Genomic DNA, 17,536 nt, shown 5'->3' on the forward strand with positions numbered 1-17,536 from the left:
AACGCGGAATCTGAAGATGGCTGAACCACGTTTCGTACACCTGCGGGTGCATAGCGACTACTCCATGATCGATGGGCTGGCGAAGACCGGGCCGCTGGTAAAAAAGGCGGCCTCGCTTGGCATGCCTGCGCTGGCGATCACCGATTTTACCAACCTGTGTGGCCTGGTGAAGTTCTACGGAGCGGCACATGGCGCGGGGATGAAACCCATCGTTGGCGCGGATTTTCACGTCCAAAGCGATCTTATCGGCGATGAATTGACACAAATCTCCGTGTTAGCGATGAATAACGTAGGGTATCAAAACCTTACTCTGCTTATCTCCAAAGCCTATCAGCGCGGCTATGGCGCACTGGGGCCGTGGATCGACCGGGACTGGCTGGCTGAGCTGAACGACGGGCTGCTGCTGATCTCCGGCGGCCGTATGGGTGATGTCGGCAAATGTCTGCTGCGTGGCAACAGTGCGCTGGTGGATCAGTGCGTGTCGTTCTATGAAGAACATTTCCCGGATCGTTACTACCTTGAGCTGATCCGCACCGGTCGGCAGGACGAAGAGAGTTACCTGCACGCCGCGGTTGCGCTGGCTGAAGAACGCGGCCTGCCCGTGGTGGCAACCAATGACGTGCGTTTCCTTGAGCCTGGCGATTTTGACGCGCATGAGATTCGCGTCGCGATCCATGATGGCTTCACGCTTGACGATCCGAAACGTCCGCGTAACTACTCGACGCAGCAGTATATGCGCAATGAAGAGGAGATGTGTGAACTCTTCTCCGATATCCCGGAAGCGCTGGAGAACAGCGTTGAGATAGCCAAACGCTGTAACGTCACCGTGCGCCTTGGCGAATACTTCCTGCCGCAGTTCCCGACCGGGGACATGACCACGGAAGACTTCCTGGTCATGAAGTCAAAAGAAGGCCTCGAAGAGCGTCTGGAATTCCTCTTCCCGGATGAAGAAGAGCGTAAAAAACGTCGTCCGGAGTATGACGAGCGCCTGGATATTGAACTCCAGGTGATCAACCAGATGGGTTTCCCGGGCTACTTCCTGATCGTTATGGAGTTTATCCAGTGGTCGAAGGATAACGGCGTACCGGTTGGACCGGGGCGTGGCTCCGGTGCGGGCTCGCTGGTGGCCTATGCACTCAAAATTACCGACCTCGACCCGCTGGAATTTGACCTGCTGTTCGAACGTTTCCTTAACCCGGAACGTGTCTCGATGCCTGACTTCGACGTCGACTTCTGCATGGAGAAACGCGACCAGGTTATTGAACACGTGGCGGACATGTACGGCCGCGACGCGGTATCGCAGATTATTACCTTCGGTACGATGGCAGCGAAAGCGGTTATTCGCGACGTTGGCCGTGTACTGGGGCATCCGTACGGTTTTGTCGATCGTATCTCTAAACTGGTGCCGCCTGACCCAGGTATGACGCTGGCAAAAGCGTTTGAAGCTGAACCACAGCTGCCAGAAATCTACGAAGCCGATGAAGAAGTTAAAGCGCTGATCGACATGGCCCGTAAGCTGGAAGGCGTCACGCGTAACGCCGGTAAGCATGCGGGTGGGGTGGTTATCGCGCCGACCAAAATCACCGATTTTGCGCCGCTATACTGCGATGAAGCGGGCCAGCATCCGGTCACCCAGTTTGACAAGAACGACGTCGAATACGCCGGGCTGGTGAAGTTTGACTTCCTCGGTCTGCGTACGCTCACCATCATCAACTGGGCGCTGGAGATGATCAACGCCCGTCGCGAGAAGAACGGCGAGCCGCCGCTGGATATCGCGGCCATCCCGCTTGATGATAAGAAAAGTTTCGACATGCTGCAGCGCTCGGAGACCACCGCCGTCTTCCAGCTTGAATCCCGCGGCATGAAAGATTTGATTAAGCGCCTGCAGCCTGACTGCTTCGAAGATATGATCGCACTGGTGGCGCTGTTCCGACCGGGCCCGCTACAGTCAGGGATGGTAGATAACTTTATTGACCGTAAGCACGGGCGTGAAGAGATTTCCTATCCGGATGTACAGTGGCAGCACGAGTGCCTGAAGCCCGTTCTGGAGCCAACCTACGGCATTATCCTGTACCAGGAACAGGTTATGCAGATTGCCCAGGTGCTCTCTGGCTACACCCTTGGCGGCGCGGACATGCTGCGTCGTGCGATGGGTAAGAAAAAGCCGGAAGAGATGGCCAAGCAGCGCGGCACCTTCGAAGAAGGCGCAAGAAAAAACGGTATTGATGGCGAGCTGGCGATCAAAATCTTTGACCTGGTAGAGAAATTCGCCGGGTACGGATTTAACAAATCCCACTCTGCTGCCTATGCTTTGGTCTCTTACCAGACGCTGTGGCTGAAAGCGCACTATCCTGCTGAATTTATGGCAGCGGTTATGACTGCCGATATGGACAACACCGAGAAGGTGGTTGGCCTGGTCGATGAGTGCTGGCGCATGGGGCTTAAGATCCTGCCGCCGGATATCAACTCCGGTCTCTATCATTTCCACGTCAACGAGCACGGGGAAATTGTTTACGGGATTGGCGCGATAAAAGGCGTGGGTGAAGGCCCGATTGAGGCAATCCTCGAAGCGCGTAACAACGGCGGTTATTTCCGCGAGTTGTTCGATCTTTGCGCCCGTACGGACACCAAAAAACTGAACCGCCGCGTGCTCGAAAAACTGATCATGTCCGGCGCGTTCGACAGGCTGGGGCCGCATCGTGCCGCGCTGATGAACTCTCTCGGCGATGCGCTGAAAGCGGCGGATCAGCACGCCAAAGCGGAAGCGATCGGTCAGGCGGATATGTTTGGCGTACTGGCGGAAGAGCCAGAGCAGATAGAGCAGTCTTATGCCAGCTGCCAGCCGTGGCCAGAACAGGTGGTGCTGGATGGAGAGCGTGAAACGTTAGGCTTATACCTGACGGGGCACCCCATCACCCAGTACATCAAAGAAATTGAGCGCTATGTCGGAGGCTATAGGCTGAAAGACATGCATCCGACAGAACGTGGTAAAATCACCACGGCTGCGGGGCTCGTGATTGCTGCAAGGGTTATGGTCACCAAGCGCGGCAATCGTATCGGCATCTGTACGTTGGATGACCGTTCCGGGCGTCTGGAGGTGATGTTGTTCACCGACGCGCTGGATAAATACCAGCATTTGCTGGAAAAAGACCGCATACTTATCGTCAGCGGACAGGTCAGCTTTGATGACTTCAGTGGGGGGCTTAAAATGACCGCCCGCGAAGTGATGGACATTGACGAAGCCCGGGAAAAATATGCTCGCGGGCTTGCTATCTCGCTGACGGACAGGCAAATTGATGACCAGCTTTTAAACCGACTCCGTCAGTCTCTGGAACCCCACCGCTCGGGGACAATTCCAGTACATCTCTACTATCAGAGGGCGGATGCACGTGCGCGGTTGCGCTTTGGTGCAACGTGGCGTGTCTCTCCGAGCGATCGTTTACTTAACGATCTCCGTGGCCTCATTGGTTCGGAGCAGGTGGAACTGGAGTTTGACTAATACAGGAATACTATGAGTCTGAATTTCCTTGATTTCGAACAGCCGATTGCTGAGCTGGAAGCGAAAATCGATTCTCTGACAGCGGTAAGCCGTCAGGATGAAAAACTGGATATTAACATCGATGAAGAAGTGCATCGTCTGCGTGAGAAAAGCGTAGAACTGACGCGCAAAATCTTTGCCGATCTCGGCGCATGGCAGATCGCCCAGCTGGCGCGTCATCCACAGCGTCCGTACACCCTGGATTATGTCCGCCTGGCGTTTGACGAATTTGACGAACTGGCAGGCGATCGCGCTTACGCTGACGACAAAGCTATCGTCGGCGGCATCGCACGTCTGGACGGGCGCCCGGTGATGATCATTGGTCATCAGAAAGGCCGTGAAACCAAAGAGAAAATTCGTCGTAACTTTGGTATGCCGGCACCAGAAGGCTACCGTAAAGCCCTGCGTCTGATGGAGATGGCTGAGCGTTTCAAGATGCCAATCATCACCTTCATCGACACCCCGGGTGCGTATCCTGGCGTGGGCGCGGAAGAGCGTGGCCAGTCAGAAGCCATCGCACGTAACCTTCGCGAGATGTCTCGCCTGAAGGTGCCGGTCATCTGTACCGTTATCGGTGAAGGGGGTTCCGGTGGTGCGCTGGCGATTGGCGTGGGCGATAAAGTGAATATGCTGCAGTACAGCACCTATTCCGTTATCTCCCCGGAAGGTTGTGCCTCTATTCTGTGGAAGAGCGCCGATAAAGCGCCTCTGGCTGCAGAAGCGATGGGCATCATTGCCCCACGTCTGAAAGAGCTGAAGCTGATCGACTCCGTGATCCCTGAACCTCTGGGTGGCGCGCATCGTAAGCCGGAAGTGATGGCGGCTTCCCTGAAAGCGCAGCTGCTGGCAGACCTGGCGGACCTGGATGTCCTGAGCACAGAAGATCTGCTCAACCGTCGTTACCAGCGTCTGATGACCTACGGTTACGCGTAAGCTTCACAATTATCCTAAAAGCCGCACATTGTTGCGGCTTTTTTTATGCCTGCCGTTTACCTTAACTATGCTTAGCTAATGTTTTTAAAGGAGGTAAACCGTGAACATCATCGCCATTATGGGGCCGCACGGCGTCTTTTATAAAGACGAGCCCATTAAGGAGCTGGAGCACGCCCTTCAGTCCCGCGGGTACCAGCTGATTTGGCCGCACAATAGCGCCGACCTGCTGAAATTTATCGAGCACAACCCTCGCATCTGTGGCGTGATCTTCGACTGGGACGAGTACGACATGGAGTTGTGCAGCGATATCAATAAGCTGAACGAATATCTCCCGCTGTACGCTTTTATTAATACCCACTCGACAATGGACGTGAGCGCTCATGATATGCGAATGGCGCTGTGGTTCTTTGAATACTCACTCGGTGTCGCGGAAGATATTGCGACCCGTATTCAACAGTACACCGGTGAATATCTCGATAACATCACCCCACCGTTTACCCGCGCGCTGTTTACTTACGTCAAAGAAGGCAAATACACCTTCTGCACGCCAGGCCATATGGCAGGGACGGCCTATCAAAAAAGCCCGGTGGGTTGTTTGTTCTATGATTTCTTCGGGGGCAACACGCTTAAAGCGGACGTGTCGATTTCCGTCACTGAACTCGGATCGCTGCTCGATCACACCGGACCGCACCTGGAAGCTGAAGAATACATTGCCCGGACTTTTGGTGCCGAGCAGAGTTATATGGTGACCAACGGCACCTCGACATCAAACAAAATCGTCGGAATGTACGCCGCACCCGCCGGCAGCACCTTGCTGATTGACCGTAACTGCCACAAGTCGCTGGCTCATCTGCTGATGATGAGCGATATCGTGCCGTTATGGCTCTCCCCGACGCGAAACGCGCTTGGGATCCTCGGCGGGATCCCGCGTCGTGAATTTAGCCACGCCGCGATTGAACATAAGGTCGCGGCGATCCCGGGGGCAAGCTGGCCGATCCACGCGGTCATCACTAACTCCACCTATGACGGTCTGCTCTATAACACCAACTGGATTAAGCAGACGCTGGATGTGCCGTCGATCCACTTTGACTCCGCGTGGGTGCCATACACCAACTTTCATCCGATTTACGCGGGAAAAAGCGGCATGAGCGGTGAGCGCGTGCCGGGCAAAGTGTTTTTCGAAACGCAGTCGACGCACAAAATGCTGGCCGCGTTTTCTCAGGCCTCGCTTATTCACATCAAAGGCGAGTACGACGAAGAGACGTTTAACGAAGCCTTTATGATGCACACCACCACCTCGCCAAGCTATCCGCTGGTGGCCTCTATTGAAACGGCGGCGGCAATGCTGCGCGGGAATCCGGGCAAGCGTCTGATCAATCGGTCTGTGGAGCGGGCGCTGCATTTCCGTAAAGAAGTCCAGCGGCTTAAAGATGAAGCAGACGGCTGGTTCTTCGATATCTGGCAACCCGAAGAGATTGATGAGGCCGAGTGCTGGCCTGTCTCACCTGGCGAGAGCTGGCACGGTTTTCGCGATGCCGACGCCGACCATATGTTCCTCGACCCGGTGAAGGTAACGATCCTGACGCCGGGGATGGACGAACAAGGCACGATGAGTGACGAAGGCATTCCTGCTGCTCTGGTGGCAAAATTCCTTGATGAACGTGGCGTAGTGGTGGAGAAAACCGGCCCTTATAACCTCTTGTTCCTGTTCAGTATTGGGATTGATAAAACCCGTGCGATGGGCTTATTGCGCGGACTGATGGAGTTTAAGCGCGCTTACGATCTCAACCTGCGGGTGAAAAATATGCTGCCGGATCTTTATGCTGAAGATCCTGACTTCTACCGCAATATGCGCATTCAGGATCTGGCCCAGGGGATCCATCGGCTGATCCGTCAGCACGATCTGCCGCGCCTGATGCTGCAGGCGTTTGACGTGCTGCCGGAGATGAAGTTGACCCCACACAAGGCCTGGCAACGTCAGGTTAAAGGGGAGGTTGAAACCGTTGAGCTGGAAAATCTGGTCGGGCGCGTGTCGGCTAACATGATCCTGCCTTATCCGCCGGGCGTACCGTTGTTGATGCCGGGGGAGATGATCACCGAAGAGAGTCGGGCAGTGCTCGATTTTCTGCTGATGCTCTGCTCAGTGGGGCGCCACTATCCGGGCTTTGAGACTGATATTCACGGGGCGAAGCGCGATGAGCAAGGGGTTTACTGGGTGCGAGTCCTAAAATAAGGGCGACAGCTTGCCAGGCCCGGGTTGTCGGTTGTAACGTTCAGGCATCATAAAAAGGAGAAGCTATGCTGGGTTTAAAACAGGTTCATCATATTGCGATCATTGCCACCGATTACGCAAAAAGTAAGGCCTTCTACTGCGATATTCTGGGCTTTACGTTATTAAGCGAGGCTTACCGTGAGGAGCGTGACTCCTGGAAAGGCGATCTCGCTTTAAACGGGCAATATGTGATTGAGCTGTTCTCTTTTCCTTTTCCGCCAGCACGTCCGTCCCGCCCGGAAGCTTGCGGCCTGCGCCACCTTGCCTTTAGCGTCGACGACATTGATCGCGCCGTAAAACATCTGGAAACCCACGGCGTGAAGTGCGAAGCGATTCGTATCGACCCGTTCACCGACAAGCGTTTTACCTTTTTCAACGATCCGGATGGCCTTCCGCTGGAGCTTTACCAGCAGTAATTTCCACCCTGTGTGATAATGCCCGCTCAGTTCGGGCATTTTTATATGTGATTTTCTATGACCCTACCCGCGATTGCTCAAGCCGTTTCACCGTACCGCCAGCTGCTGGTGGGGTTTAGCGGTGGCCTGGATTCCACCGTTTTGCTCTACCGTCTCAAACTCTGGCGTGACAACGAGCCTGATATTCAGCTTCGGGCGATGCACATTCATCACGGGTTAAGCCCGCACGCGGATGCGTGGGTGGCACACTGCGAGGCGGTGTGTGCGGCATGGGCGATCCCGCTGACTGTTGAACGTGTACATCTCCAGGATGAGGGGCTGGGCATTGAGGCGCAGGCGCGTAAAGCACGCTATGCCGCTTTTGCCGCTGAATTACAGCCTGACGAAGCGCTGGTCACGGCGCAGCATCTCGATGACCAGTGCGAGACGTTATTACTGGCCCTCAAACGAGGAAGCGGCCCGGCGGGATTATCCGCGATGCCAGAACGGGCTGATTTCGCCGGATCGCACCTCCTTCGCCCACTGCTTGGCGAGACGCGAGCCTCGCTGGAAACGTGGGCACGGGAACACGGGCTGAGCTGGATTGAAGATGAAAGCAACCAGGATGACCGCTATGACCGTAACTTCCTGCGTCTGCGTGTCGTACCGCTTCTGAGCGAGCGCTGGCCGCACTTTGCAGAAGCGGCAGCACGCAGCGCCATGCTGTGCGCTGAACAGGAGAGTCTGCTGGATGAGCTGCTGAGCGAAGTGCTGGCGGAACTGATTACCGAGCAGGGATCGCTTACCATCGCACCGCTGGAAGCGATGAGCCCGGCGCGTCGGGCCGCATTGTTACGACGCTGGCTGGCCTCTCACGGTGCCGCTATGCCGTCGCGGGCAATGCTGGCTCGTCTCTGGGATGAAGTCGCCCTGGCGCGGGAAGATGCTACGCCGTGTGTGCACCTGAACGGTTTCGACGTCAGACGCTATAAAGGGGCGCTCTGGTGGGTTAAATCATCTCCCTCGCTCGCCGACAGGGTGCTCGACTGGCCGTCGCTTGCGGAACCGCTGCTGTTGCCCTGTGATGCCGGTCGTGTGTCTCTGGTGCCAACCGGCCATGTGCGTCTGCCTGAACCCGGGGAGCCGGTCACCGTGCGCTTTAAGGCGGGCGGACTGCTGCATATTGTCGGGCGCAACGGAGGGCGGAAGCTGAAGAAAATCTGGCAGGAGAGCAATGTGCCGCCCTGGCGACGCGATACCACGCCGCTACTTTTCTACGGTGAAACGCTGATTGCAGCAGCAGGGGTATTCATTACGCAAGAGGGGTGGGCAGAAACGGGCGTGCAGTTTGAGTGGAAAGCGTAACGGGCAGCCGGGCTGCCCGTTAGTGTCATCAGGATTCGCTCACCACAACGGTGCCGATTTGCGGGTGGCTGAAGCTGGCAATTTTGTCCAGACGTAGCTCACGCGTCGCCCCGGCATCTTCCACTATCAGATATTCCACATTCTTTCGCGAAACCAGGTCGCTGGCTTTTGCCTTCAACACTTCGCCATCTTTTAGCTCCAGCGTCAGTATTAAATGATGCTGGCAGGCGAGTTCGAGGTTGTCATAGTCATCACAATTGATGGGTTGATAAGTTTCATTCATTGACATAATCGCTCACCAGTAAATTCGCCGCAGCATACGCTGCTTTTTCCCTGACCGATTCTGAAAGGCCCTCATCAGAGGCCACTTCATTAAGCACTTTCAATACACAGCCCAACGCGTCCGGGACATACCCCAGATCTCCGCTGGCGATTTCCGCATACCGTTTGCGAATTAACTCACAATAATTATTCACATCCCCTCCCGCCAGCGCACTGACTTACTGTGAGATATCATTAAGCCTACGAAGATAAACTCGGTTTAGCAAGGTGACTATACCATACTCATTTAAGCAATATCAGCGCCTTGATAGCCGGTGAATGTTCACCCGGGAACAGCCTTTTTATTCCTTTTTCGCTACAATGTGCGCCTGATTCGAAAGGAGTTCTCTCATGGCGCTGAAAGCGACAATTTATAAAGCTGTGGTCAATGTGGCAGATCTTGACCGCAACCAGTTCCTGGATGCGTCACTCACTCTGGCACGCCACCCCTCTGAAACCCAGGAGCGCATGATGCTGCGCCTGCTGGCGTGGATAAAGTATGCTGACGAGCGTCTGCAATTTAGCCGTGGCTTAAGCGCTGAGGACGAGCCAGAGGCCTGGCTGCACAACGATCATCTGGGTATCGATTTATGGATTGAACTCGGTCTGCCGGATGAGCGTCGCATTAAAAAGGCCTGCACGCAGTCCGCTAACGTGGCGTTATTCGCGTATAATCAACGTGCTGCGGAAATCTGGTGGCAGCAAAGCAAGAGCAAGTGCGGGCAGTTTGCCAACCTTACCGTCTGGTATCTGGACGATGATCAACTGGCGAAGCTGAGCGAGTTTGCCAGCCGGACGATGGTCCTGCAGGCCACAATTCAGGACGGTGCTATCTGGCTTTCTGATTCTCAGAATAATCTGGAAATTCATTTGACGGCGTGGCAGCCAGCGCCATGATTGTCTTGTCCCGAAACGTTAGCATCCCTGACAATGAGCTGGAGATCACCGCCATCCGTGCTCAGGGGGCGGGTGGACAGCACGTTAACAAGGCTTCAACGGCTATCCATTTGCGCTTTGACATTCGGGCCTCCAGCCTGCCAGAGTATTACAAAGAAAGCCTGCTCGCTGCCAGCCATCACCTGATCACCAGTGATGGCGTGATTGTGATTAAAGCGCAGGAGTACCGCAGCCAGGAGTTGAACCGCGAAGCGGCGATTGCCAGACTGGTGTCGATGATTAAAGAATTAACGGCAGTGCAAAAAAGCCGTCGGGCAACGCGACCGACCCGCGCATCGAAAGAGCGTCGGCTATCGTCGAAGGCCCAAAAATCCACAGTGAAAGCACTACGCGGTAAAGTTCGTCGCCCTACGGAGTGACGAAAAGGAACACAATTTCATAAGGAATTCATTGTGAAAAAAGCATTATTGTCAGCGCTGGCAGTGAGTACGCTGTTTGCGCTTTTCGGGTGTAACAACCGTTCTGAAACGCAGGTCGTGCAGCCTGCGCAGAATGAAGAGTTAAAGCCAATGCAGCAGAGCTGGCGCGGCGTTTTACCGTGTGCCGACTGCGAGGGCATTGAAACGTCACTGTTCCTGCAGAAAGACGGTACCTGGGTTATGAACCAGCGTTATCAGGGGGCGAAAGAACCATCTTCCTTTGCGAGCTACGGGACATGGGCGCGTACGGCTGAGAAGCTGGTACTGACGGATACCACCGGTGAGAAAACCTATTTCCGCGCCAAAGGTGAAGGGATGGAGATGCTCGACCGCGAAGGCAATCCGATTGAGTCCCAGTTCAACTATACGCTGGCCCCGGTGAAAGCTGCTCTGCCTGCAACGCCAATGCCAATGCGTGGGATGTATTTCTATATGGCGGATGCGGCGATCTTTACCGACTGCGCCACCGGCAAGAAAATCAGCGTGGCGAACAATGCGCAGCTGGAGCGTGATTACGCTGTTGCGCGTGGCAATGACAGCAAGCCTGTCCTGCTGACGGTAGATGGTCACTTTACGCTGGAGCCGAACCCGGACAGCGGAGAGCTGGTGAAAACGCTGGTGGCAGATAAAGACGCGAAGTTTGTTGCGGGCAAAGACTGTAACAGCAAATAAGCCGATATCGACCCATTAAAAAACCCCGCCTGAGCGGGGTTTTTTGTTGAACGTTAACCTTTGATGGCTTTCACCAGGTAATCAAGAATGTCGCCAGTCTTGATCATCTGCTTTTCACCACTGCGACGGTATTTGTATTCAATGTCGTCGCTGTCGAGGTTACGGTCGCCGATGACTACGGTGTGCGGGATACCGATCAGTTCCATATCGGCAAACATCACGCCTGGACGCTCTTTACGGTCATCCATCAGCACTTCGATACCCTGAGCGCGCAGCTCGGAGTAAAGTTTTTCGGCCAGCTCCTGCACACGGTAAGACTTGTGCATGTTCATTGGCAGAATAGCCACCTGGAACGGGGCGATATTGTCTGGCCAGACGATGCCACGTTCATCGTAGTTTTGCTCAATGGCTGCTGCAACCACACGCGTCACACCGATACCGTAGCAACCCATGGTCAGGATCTGGTTGCGGCCATCTTCCCCCTGAACGGCGGCATTCAGCGCGCGGGAATATTTATCCCCCAGCTGGAAGATGTGGCCCACTTCGATACCGCGTTTGATCATCAGGGTGCCCTGGCCGTCCGGGCTTGGATCGCCTGCCACCACGTTACGGATATCAGCCACTTCCGGCGTCGCGACATCGCGATCCCAGTTGATACCGAAGTAATGTTTACCGTCGATGTTAGCGCCAGCGGCGAAGTCGCTCATTGCGGCTACCGTACGGTCAATAACCACCGGAACCGGCATATTCACCGGGCCCAGAGAGCCAGGACCTGCGTTCACGACGGCACGGATTTCCGCTTCCGTTGCGAACGTCAGCGGGCTGGCAACCTGAGGCAGCTTCTCAGCTTTCACTTCGTTCAGTTCGTGATCGCCACGCACCAGCAGGGCAACCAGCGGGTACGCGCTACCTTCGGTGGATTTCACCAGCAGGGTTTTTACCGTTTTTTCGACGGGCAGGTTGAACTGCTCAACCAGCTCGGCAATGGTTTTTGCGTGAGGTGTATCAACCAGCGTCATCTCTTCGGTTGCAGCAGCACGTGGCGCTTTAGGGGCCAGCGCTTCTGCAAACTCGATGTTCGCGGCGTAATCAGAAGAGTCAGAGAAGATCACATCGTCTTCGCCGCTCTGAGCCAGAACCTGGAACTCATGAGACGCGCTTCCGCCGATAGAACCGGTATCAGCCTGCACAGCACGGAAATCCAGCCCCATACGGGAGAAGATTTTGCTGTAAGCCTCGTACATTTTGTCGTAGGTCTCTTGCAGCGATTCCTGAGACGTATGGAAAGAGTAAGCATCTTTCATCAGGAATTCGCGTGAGCGCATGACGCCGAAACGTGGGCGAACTTCATCACGGAACTTGGTCTGGATCTGGAAGAAGTTCAGCGGCAGCTGTTTGTAAGAGCTCAGCTCATTACGAATCAGGTCGGTAATGACTTCTTCATGCGTTGGGCCGAGGACGAATGGACGCTCGCCACGATCAACGAAACGCAGCAGCTCAGGGCCATATTGCTCCCAACGGCCGCTCTCCTGCCACAGGTCAGCGGGCTGAACCACAGGCATGGACACCTCGATAGCACCGGCGTTGTTCATCTCTTCACGCACGATGTTTTCGACTTTTTTCAGGACGCGCACGCCGGTCGGCAGCCAGGTATATAACCCGGAGGCCAGCTTGCGGATCATCCCGGCGCGCAGCATCAGCTGATGGCTGATCACTTCGGCGTCGGCAGGCGTCTCCTTCAGAGTGGAGAGCAGATATTGGCTAGTACGCATGTTGTTACGGTTCCATTTCGACGATTGGAACAGGCTGAAACACCAGCCTGAGACAAAAAAAGTGGTTTAGTTTACCAGTGTGGCAAAGATGCCAAAAGAGAGGAGGACAAAATTACCTGGGTTCAAGGGCAAACACTTCAAAACCTGCCCCGGTCACGCGCCAGCGAACGTTAAAATCCAGCAGCCAGACGGCGTAGGTTTTCCCGGCGTCCTCTTCTTTACGATAGGCCGGACGGGGGTCCTGTGCCAGCACTTCGGTGATAAAGTCACGAAGGCGGGGATAGCGTGTTTCCAGCTGCTGAAGCTGCGTGGTTATCTCAGCCGTGAAGTGAACAGGCATATCTGCCTGCGGTGCTTCCTGAGCATAGCTTGCGCGGGCGTCGGGTAACGCTTCGGCAAAGGGGAGATACGGCTTGATATCGATAACCGGCGTGCCATCAACCAGGTCAAGGCTGCCTAATTCCAGTATGACCTGATCCTTTTGACAGCGTATACCTTTCAGTTCGACCAGCGACATCCCGACAGGGTTTGGACGGAAGGTTGAGCGCGTCGCAAACACGCCCATCCTGGCGTTGCCTCCCAGGCGAGGAGGGCGTACGGTCGGACGCCAGCCACCTTCCATCGTCTGGTGAAACACAAACACAACCCATAAGTGGCTGAATGCTTCGAGCCCGCGTACGGCATCGGCCTGATTGTAGGGCGCGATCAAGTGAAGCTCGCCACCGCTGGTGACCAGACCTGGCTGGCGTGGCACGGCGAACTTCTCTTTATAGGGAGAGCGAATAACGCCTATCTGTTCGAACTGAAATGAACTCATTTCGCCGTAATGTTCAGCGCCGAGCCGATGCAAACCGCCTGACGGTAGCAACCCGGTGTTCCACTGGTCACTTCGCAGCTATGCAGCAGAACCGCGTTGGCTTTCATTTTTGCCGCGTTGATCTGCATGCGTTTACGCGCTGTTGGGATATTCGGTGGAGAGTCCTGATTGGTAGCCTGACAGGATTCGCCGCTTACTTCACCCAGTTCACGGAAAGGTTTACCCACGAGTTCGTCAGCTTTGGTAATAATGCGAACCGGCGCAGGGCGAGGCGCTTTCGGTTTTACGGGTTCTGCTTTTGGCGGGGTTGCCGTGCTTTGGACAGGTTCAACAGGAGATCTGCTTAGCATAGAACAGCCGCTCAGCATGAGTGCTAAAAGACAGATCGGTAAAGCACGCATAATAATTCCTCAATGGATAATCAAAACGTCAGATATTGAATCAGTTGACTGCACAAATGACAAGACGGGCATAAGCCCGCCTTGATGATATTACACTGAGGTGAGATTACCAGCCCTTAACAGCGCCGCCGTTAAACACTTTGTTGGCTTCCTGGTAAACTTCGTCAGACTGATAAGCCTGTACGAACTTCTTCACGTTTTCCGCATCTTTGTTGTCTTCGCGAGTCACGATCAGGTTTACGTACGGGGAGTCTTTGTCTTCAACGAAGATACCGTCTTTCGCTGGCGTCAGGCCAATCTGGCTGGCGTACGTGGTGTTGATAACGGCCAGGGCAATCTGCGCGTCGTCGAGAGAACGTGGCAGCTGTGGGGCTTCCAGCTCAACAATTTTCAGATTTTTCGGATTCTCGGTGACATCCAGAACGGTTGGCAGCAGGCCAACACCGTCTTTCAGCTTAATCAGGCCCACTTTCTGCAGCAGCAGCAGGGAACGGCCAAGGTTGGTTGGGTCGTTAGGGACGGCAACCTGAGAGCCTGGCTGCAGTTCGTCCAGAGATTTAATTTTCTTGGAGTAACCGGCAATAGGGTAAACAAAGGTGTTACCCACACCCACCAGTTTATAGCCGCGGTCCTTGATCTGCTGATCCAGGTAAGGTTTGTGCTGGAAGGCGTTGGCGTCGATATCGCCTTTGCTCAGCGCTTCGTTCGGCAGAACGTAATCGTTAAAGGTCACCAGCTCAACGTCCAGACCATACTTCTCTTTCGCGACTTTCTGCGCGACTTCAGCAACCTGCTGTTCTGCACCCACGATAACGCCCACTTTGATGTGGTTTGGATCTTTTTCGTCCTGACCGCAACCCACCAGTGCCAGAGAGCCGATCAGCGCGCCTACCGCTGCAAAGGTCTTTAATTTAAACGCCATGTTATATCCTTAACTCGTCGAGTTTGTGTTGTGTGTAACGTTATTTGTGAGTAACAGTCCGGACGATGCGATCGCCAGAGAACTGGATTAAGTAAACCAGCACAACCAGCAATACCAGAACGGTATTCATTACGGTAGCGTTATAACCAATATAGCCGTACTGGTAGCCAATCTGGCCTAAACCGCCGGCGCCAACGGCACCGCCCATCGCGGAATAACCCACCAGAGTAATCAACGTAATGGTTGCCGCGTTAACCAGCCCGGGCAGCGCTTCAGGCAGCAGGACTTTACGCACGATCTGCATTGGCGTTGCCCCCATCGCGCGGGAAGCCTCGATCAAACCGGTCGGGATTTCCAGCAGGGCGTTTTCCACCATACGGGCGATAAACGGCGCAGCTCCCACGGTCAGCGGAACGATGGCTGCCTGCAAACCGATAGACGTTCCCACGATCACACGGGTAAATGGAATCATCCACACCAGCAGAATAATGAACGGGATAGAACGGAAGATATTCACCAGTGCAGACAGGGTGCGATACAGCTTCGCATTCTCAATGATTTGTCCCGGGCGCGTCACATACAGCAGCACGCCGACCGGCAGACCAATCACAAAACCAAAGAAGCCTGATACAAAGGTCATTGCCAGCGTTTCCCAAACGCCGCGAACCAGCAGCCACATCATCGGCTCAGACATAACCCAGTACCTCTACTTTTACGTGATGTTCTTGCAGCCAGGCAATGGCCGCCTGGGTTTCTGCTTGTGTGCCGTGCATTTCCGTCAGCATGATGCCGAACTTCACGCCACCGGCGTAATCCATTTGCGCGCTGATGATGTTGTTATTCACATTAAAGCGGCGTGCGGTTTCGGACAGCAGTGGCGCATCGACGGACTGGCCAGTGAACTCCATACGCAGCATCGGGACGCTGTCCGCTGTCGATTCTGTTTTTAAACGCTCCAGATAATCTTCCGGAATATCCAGGTGCAGCGTGGACTGAATAAACTGTTGTGCCAGTGGGGTTTTCGGATGGGAAAACACTTCGCTGACCGTGTCTTGCTCAATCAACTCACCGTTGCTGATTACCGCGACGCAATCACAGATGCGTTTCACCACGTCCATTTCATGTGTAATAAGGAGAATGGTCAGGCCGAGGCGACGGTTGATGTCCTTCAGCAGCTCCAGAATGGAACGCGTAGTGGCGGGATCTAATGCGCTGGTGGCTTCATCGCACAGCAGCACTTTCGGGTTACTTGCCAGCGCGCGGGCAATGGCCACACGCTGTTTTTGTCCACCGGACAGGTTTGCCGGGTAGCTATCGTGTTTATCACCCAGACCAACGAGATCCAGCAGTTCGGTTACGCGACGCTTAACTTCTTCTTTTGGCGTGTTGTCCAGTTCCAGCGGCAAGGCAACGTTGCCAAACACCGTACGGGAGGCCAGCAGGTTAAAGTGCTGGAAGATCATGCCAATCTGGCGGCGTGCTTTCGTCAGTTCTTTCTCTGAAAGGGCGGTCAGTTCCTGCCCGCCTACTTCTACACGACCCTGGGTTGGGCGCTCAAGCAGGTTAACACAACGGATCAGCGTACTTTTACCTGCACCCGATGCGCCAATGACGCCATAAATTTGACCAGCAGGAACATGCAGGCTGACATTGTTCAGCGCCTGAATGGTTCGGTTCCCCTGCTGGAACACTTTGGTGATATTGGAAAGTTTAATCATTAGATTATTTTTATCGTATGTAAGTTAGCCGTGGCATTTTCTTCTGCCAGATACGGGTGATGACCGTAAACAAAACGGATGTTAAGGCATCCAGACGTCTAAATCAATCCAACTCTGTACGATGAGCACTTTATTGCGCTGCGATTCATGAGATACTAGCTGTACATGCCTTTTTCAGGAGCAAACCGGTGGCAAAATCAGTACCCGCAATTTTTCTCGATCGTGATGGCACTATCAATGTGGATCACGGTTATGTCCACGAGATTGATGAGTTCGAGTTTATCGAGGGCGTTATCGATGCCATGCGCCAGCTGAAAGAGATGGGCTATGCGCTGGTGGTCGTGACCAACCAGTCCGGTATCGCACGTGGAAAATTCACCGAGGCGCAATTCGAGACGCTGACGGAATGGATGGACTGGTCGCTGGCTGACCGCGGTGTCGAACTTGATGGCATTTACTATTGCCCGCACCACCCGCAGGGAACTGTAGAAGAGTTTCGCCAGACGTGTGATTGCCGCAAGCCGCATCCGGGAATGTTTATCTCTGCGCAGGAATTCCTGCATATCGATATGGCTGCTTCTTATATGGTGGGCGATAAACTGGAAGATATGCAGGCAGCAACCGCCGCAGGTGTGGGGACTAAAATACTTGTGCGCACCGGCAAACCTGTGACCCCTGAAGCAGAGAGTGCCGCGGATTGGGTGATTAATAGCCTGGCAGAGCTGCCAAAAGAGATTAAAAAGCACCAAAAATAGCCTTTTTGGTGAAAAGGTGAGCGGTCGAAATAAAAATGCATATTTCCGCTTGTCATTCCTCGGCGGCACCCTATAATGCGCCTCCATCGACACGGCAGATGTGAATCACTTCACAGTTAACCCGGTCGGTTGAAGAGAAAAAATCCTGAATTTCAGGGTTGACTCTGAAAGAGGAAAGCGTAATATACGCCACCTCGCGACGGTGAGCTGTAAGCCGCGTCGCAACTGCTCTTTAACAATTTATCAGACAATCTGTGTGGGCACTCAAAGTGACATGGA

At 54.4% G+C, this 17,536-nt stretch carries 17 protein-coding genes; 9 read left to right on the forward strand and 8 right to left on the reverse strand.

Going from position 1 to position 17,536, the window contains the following annotated elements:
• Positions 1-16 precede the first annotated feature (16 nt).
• The 5 genes from dnaE (at position 17) to tilS (ending at position 8,503) form a co-directional block, all read left to right on the forward strand.
• Positions 17-3,499 (forward strand): DNA polymerase III subunit alpha, encoded by a 3,483-nt coding sequence (dnaE, locus tag AAIR21_RS12795; RefSeq protein ID WP_014168715.1) that lies wholly within the window; start codon positions 17-19, stop codon positions 3,497-3,499.
• A 12-nt stretch (positions 3,500-3,511) separates the two neighbouring features.
• Positions 3,512-4,471, forward strand: coding sequence for an acetyl-CoA carboxylase carboxyl transferase subunit alpha (gene accA, locus AAIR21_RS12800; protein ID WP_014168716.1), 960 nt, complete (start codon positions 3,512-3,514; stop codon positions 4,469-4,471).
• Positions 4,472-4,571: 100 nt separating this feature from the next.
• Entirely contained in the window at positions 4,572-6,704 is a 2,133-nt protein-coding gene (locus AAIR21_RS12805) for a lysine decarboxylase LdcC (RefSeq protein WP_138613298.1), read from the forward strand.
• A 65-nt stretch (positions 6,705-6,769) separates the two neighbouring features.
• On the forward strand, positions 6,770-7,159 hold the full coding sequence (locus AAIR21_RS12810) for a VOC family protein (protein ID WP_014168718.1): 390 nt from the start codon (positions 6,770-6,772) through the stop codon (positions 7,157-7,159).
• Between the two features lie 57 nt (positions 7,160-7,216).
• On the forward strand, positions 7,217-8,503 hold the full coding sequence (tilS, locus tag AAIR21_RS12815; RefSeq protein ID WP_183516750.1) for a tRNA lysidine(34) synthetase TilS: 1,287 nt from the start codon (positions 7,217-7,219) through the stop codon (positions 8,501-8,503).
• Positions 8,504-8,531: 28 nt separating this feature from the next.
• Here the strand turns inward: tilS and rof are convergent, their stop codons facing one another.
• Positions 8,532-8,792 carry a Rho-binding antiterminator gene (gene rof, locus AAIR21_RS12820; RefSeq protein ID WP_014168720.1) on the reverse strand — a complete coding sequence of 87 codons (261 nt, stop codon included), beginning with the start codon at positions 8,790-8,792 and terminating at the stop codon, positions 8,532-8,534.
• Positions 8,779-8,979 carry a YaeP family protein gene (locus AAIR21_RS12825; RefSeq protein ID WP_014168721.1) on the reverse strand — a complete coding sequence of 67 codons (201 nt, stop codon included), beginning with the start codon at positions 8,977-8,979 and terminating at the stop codon, positions 8,779-8,781. The genes rof and AAIR21_RS12825 overlap by 14 nt, the downstream gene beginning before the upstream one ends.
• A gap of 196 nt (positions 8,980-9,175) precedes the next feature.
• Here AAIR21_RS12825 and AAIR21_RS12830 point away from each other — a divergent pair, with 196 nt between their 5' ends.
• Genes AAIR21_RS12830 through nlpE form a run of 3 tightly spaced genes read left to right on the forward strand, consistent with a single transcriptional unit; the run spans position 9,176 to position 10,872 of the window.
• Positions 9,176-9,721: a YaeQ family protein gene (locus AAIR21_RS12830; RefSeq protein WP_047955068.1), complete on the forward strand. Its 546-nt coding sequence runs from the start codon at positions 9,176-9,178 to the stop codon at positions 9,719-9,721.
• Positions 9,718-10,140: an alternative ribosome rescue aminoacyl-tRNA hydrolase ArfB gene (arfB, locus tag AAIR21_RS12835; protein WP_020882624.1), complete on the forward strand. Its 423-nt coding sequence runs from the start codon at positions 9,718-9,720 to the stop codon at positions 10,138-10,140. The genes AAIR21_RS12830 and arfB overlap by 4 nt, the downstream gene beginning before the upstream one ends.
• 33 nt (positions 10,141-10,173) lie before the next feature.
• Complete coding sequence (gene nlpE / locus AAIR21_RS12840) at positions 10,174-10,872, forward strand: envelope stress response activation lipoprotein NlpE (protein WP_014168724.1); 699 nt, start codon at positions 10,174-10,176, stop codon at positions 10,870-10,872.
• Positions 10,873-10,925: 53 nt separating this feature from the next.
• Here the strand turns inward: nlpE and proS are convergent, their stop codons facing one another.
• The 6 genes from proS to metN form a co-directional block, all read right to left on the reverse strand.
• Positions 10,926-12,644, reverse strand: a complete 1,719-nt coding sequence (gene proS, locus AAIR21_RS12845) for a proline--tRNA ligase (protein ID WP_014168725.1) — start codon at positions 12,642-12,644, stop codon at positions 10,926-10,928.
• Between the two features lie 112 nt (positions 12,645-12,756).
• Complete coding sequence (tsaA, locus tag AAIR21_RS12850; RefSeq protein WP_041162435.1) at positions 12,757-13,461, reverse strand: tRNA (N6-threonylcarbamoyladenosine(37)-N6)-methyltransferase TrmO; 705 nt, start codon at positions 13,459-13,461, stop codon at positions 12,757-12,759.
• Entirely contained in the window at positions 13,458-13,862 is a 405-nt protein-coding gene (gene rcsF / locus AAIR21_RS12855) for an Rcs stress response system protein RcsF (RefSeq protein ID WP_014168727.1), read from the reverse strand. The genes tsaA and rcsF overlap by 4 nt, the downstream gene beginning before the upstream one ends.
• A gap of 106 nt (positions 13,863-13,968) precedes the next feature.
• The gene (gene metQ / locus AAIR21_RS12860; RefSeq protein ID WP_014168729.1) at positions 13,969-14,784 is read right to left on the reverse strand and encodes a methionine ABC transporter substrate-binding lipoprotein MetQ; all 816 of its coding nucleotides are present in this window, start codon (positions 14,782-14,784) and stop codon (positions 13,969-13,971) included.
• A gap of 40 nt (positions 14,785-14,824) precedes the next feature.
• Positions 14,825-15,478, reverse strand: a complete 654-nt coding sequence (locus AAIR21_RS12865; protein WP_014168730.1) for a methionine ABC transporter permease MetI — start codon at positions 15,476-15,478, stop codon at positions 14,825-14,827.
• Positions 15,471-16,502 carry a methionine ABC transporter ATP-binding protein MetN gene (gene metN / locus AAIR21_RS12870; protein ID WP_014168731.1) on the reverse strand — a complete coding sequence of 344 codons (1,032 nt, stop codon included), beginning with the start codon at positions 16,500-16,502 and terminating at the stop codon, positions 15,471-15,473. The genes AAIR21_RS12865 and metN overlap by 8 nt, the downstream gene beginning before the upstream one ends.
• 188 nt (positions 16,503-16,690) lie before the next feature.
• Here metN and gmhB point away from each other — a divergent pair, with 188 nt between their 5' ends.
• The gene (gene gmhB, locus AAIR21_RS12875; protein WP_014168732.1) at positions 16,691-17,257 is read left to right on the forward strand and encodes a D-glycero-beta-D-manno-heptose 1,7-bisphosphate 7-phosphatase; all 567 of its coding nucleotides are present in this window, start codon (positions 16,691-16,693) and stop codon (positions 17,255-17,257) included.
• Positions 17,258-17,536 lie beyond the last annotated feature (279 nt).

Source organism: Enterobacter sp. PTB, from assembly GCF_051130085.1.
Classification (GTDB): Bacteria; Pseudomonadota; Gammaproteobacteria; order Enterobacterales; family Enterobacteriaceae; genus Enterobacter; species Enterobacter ludwigii.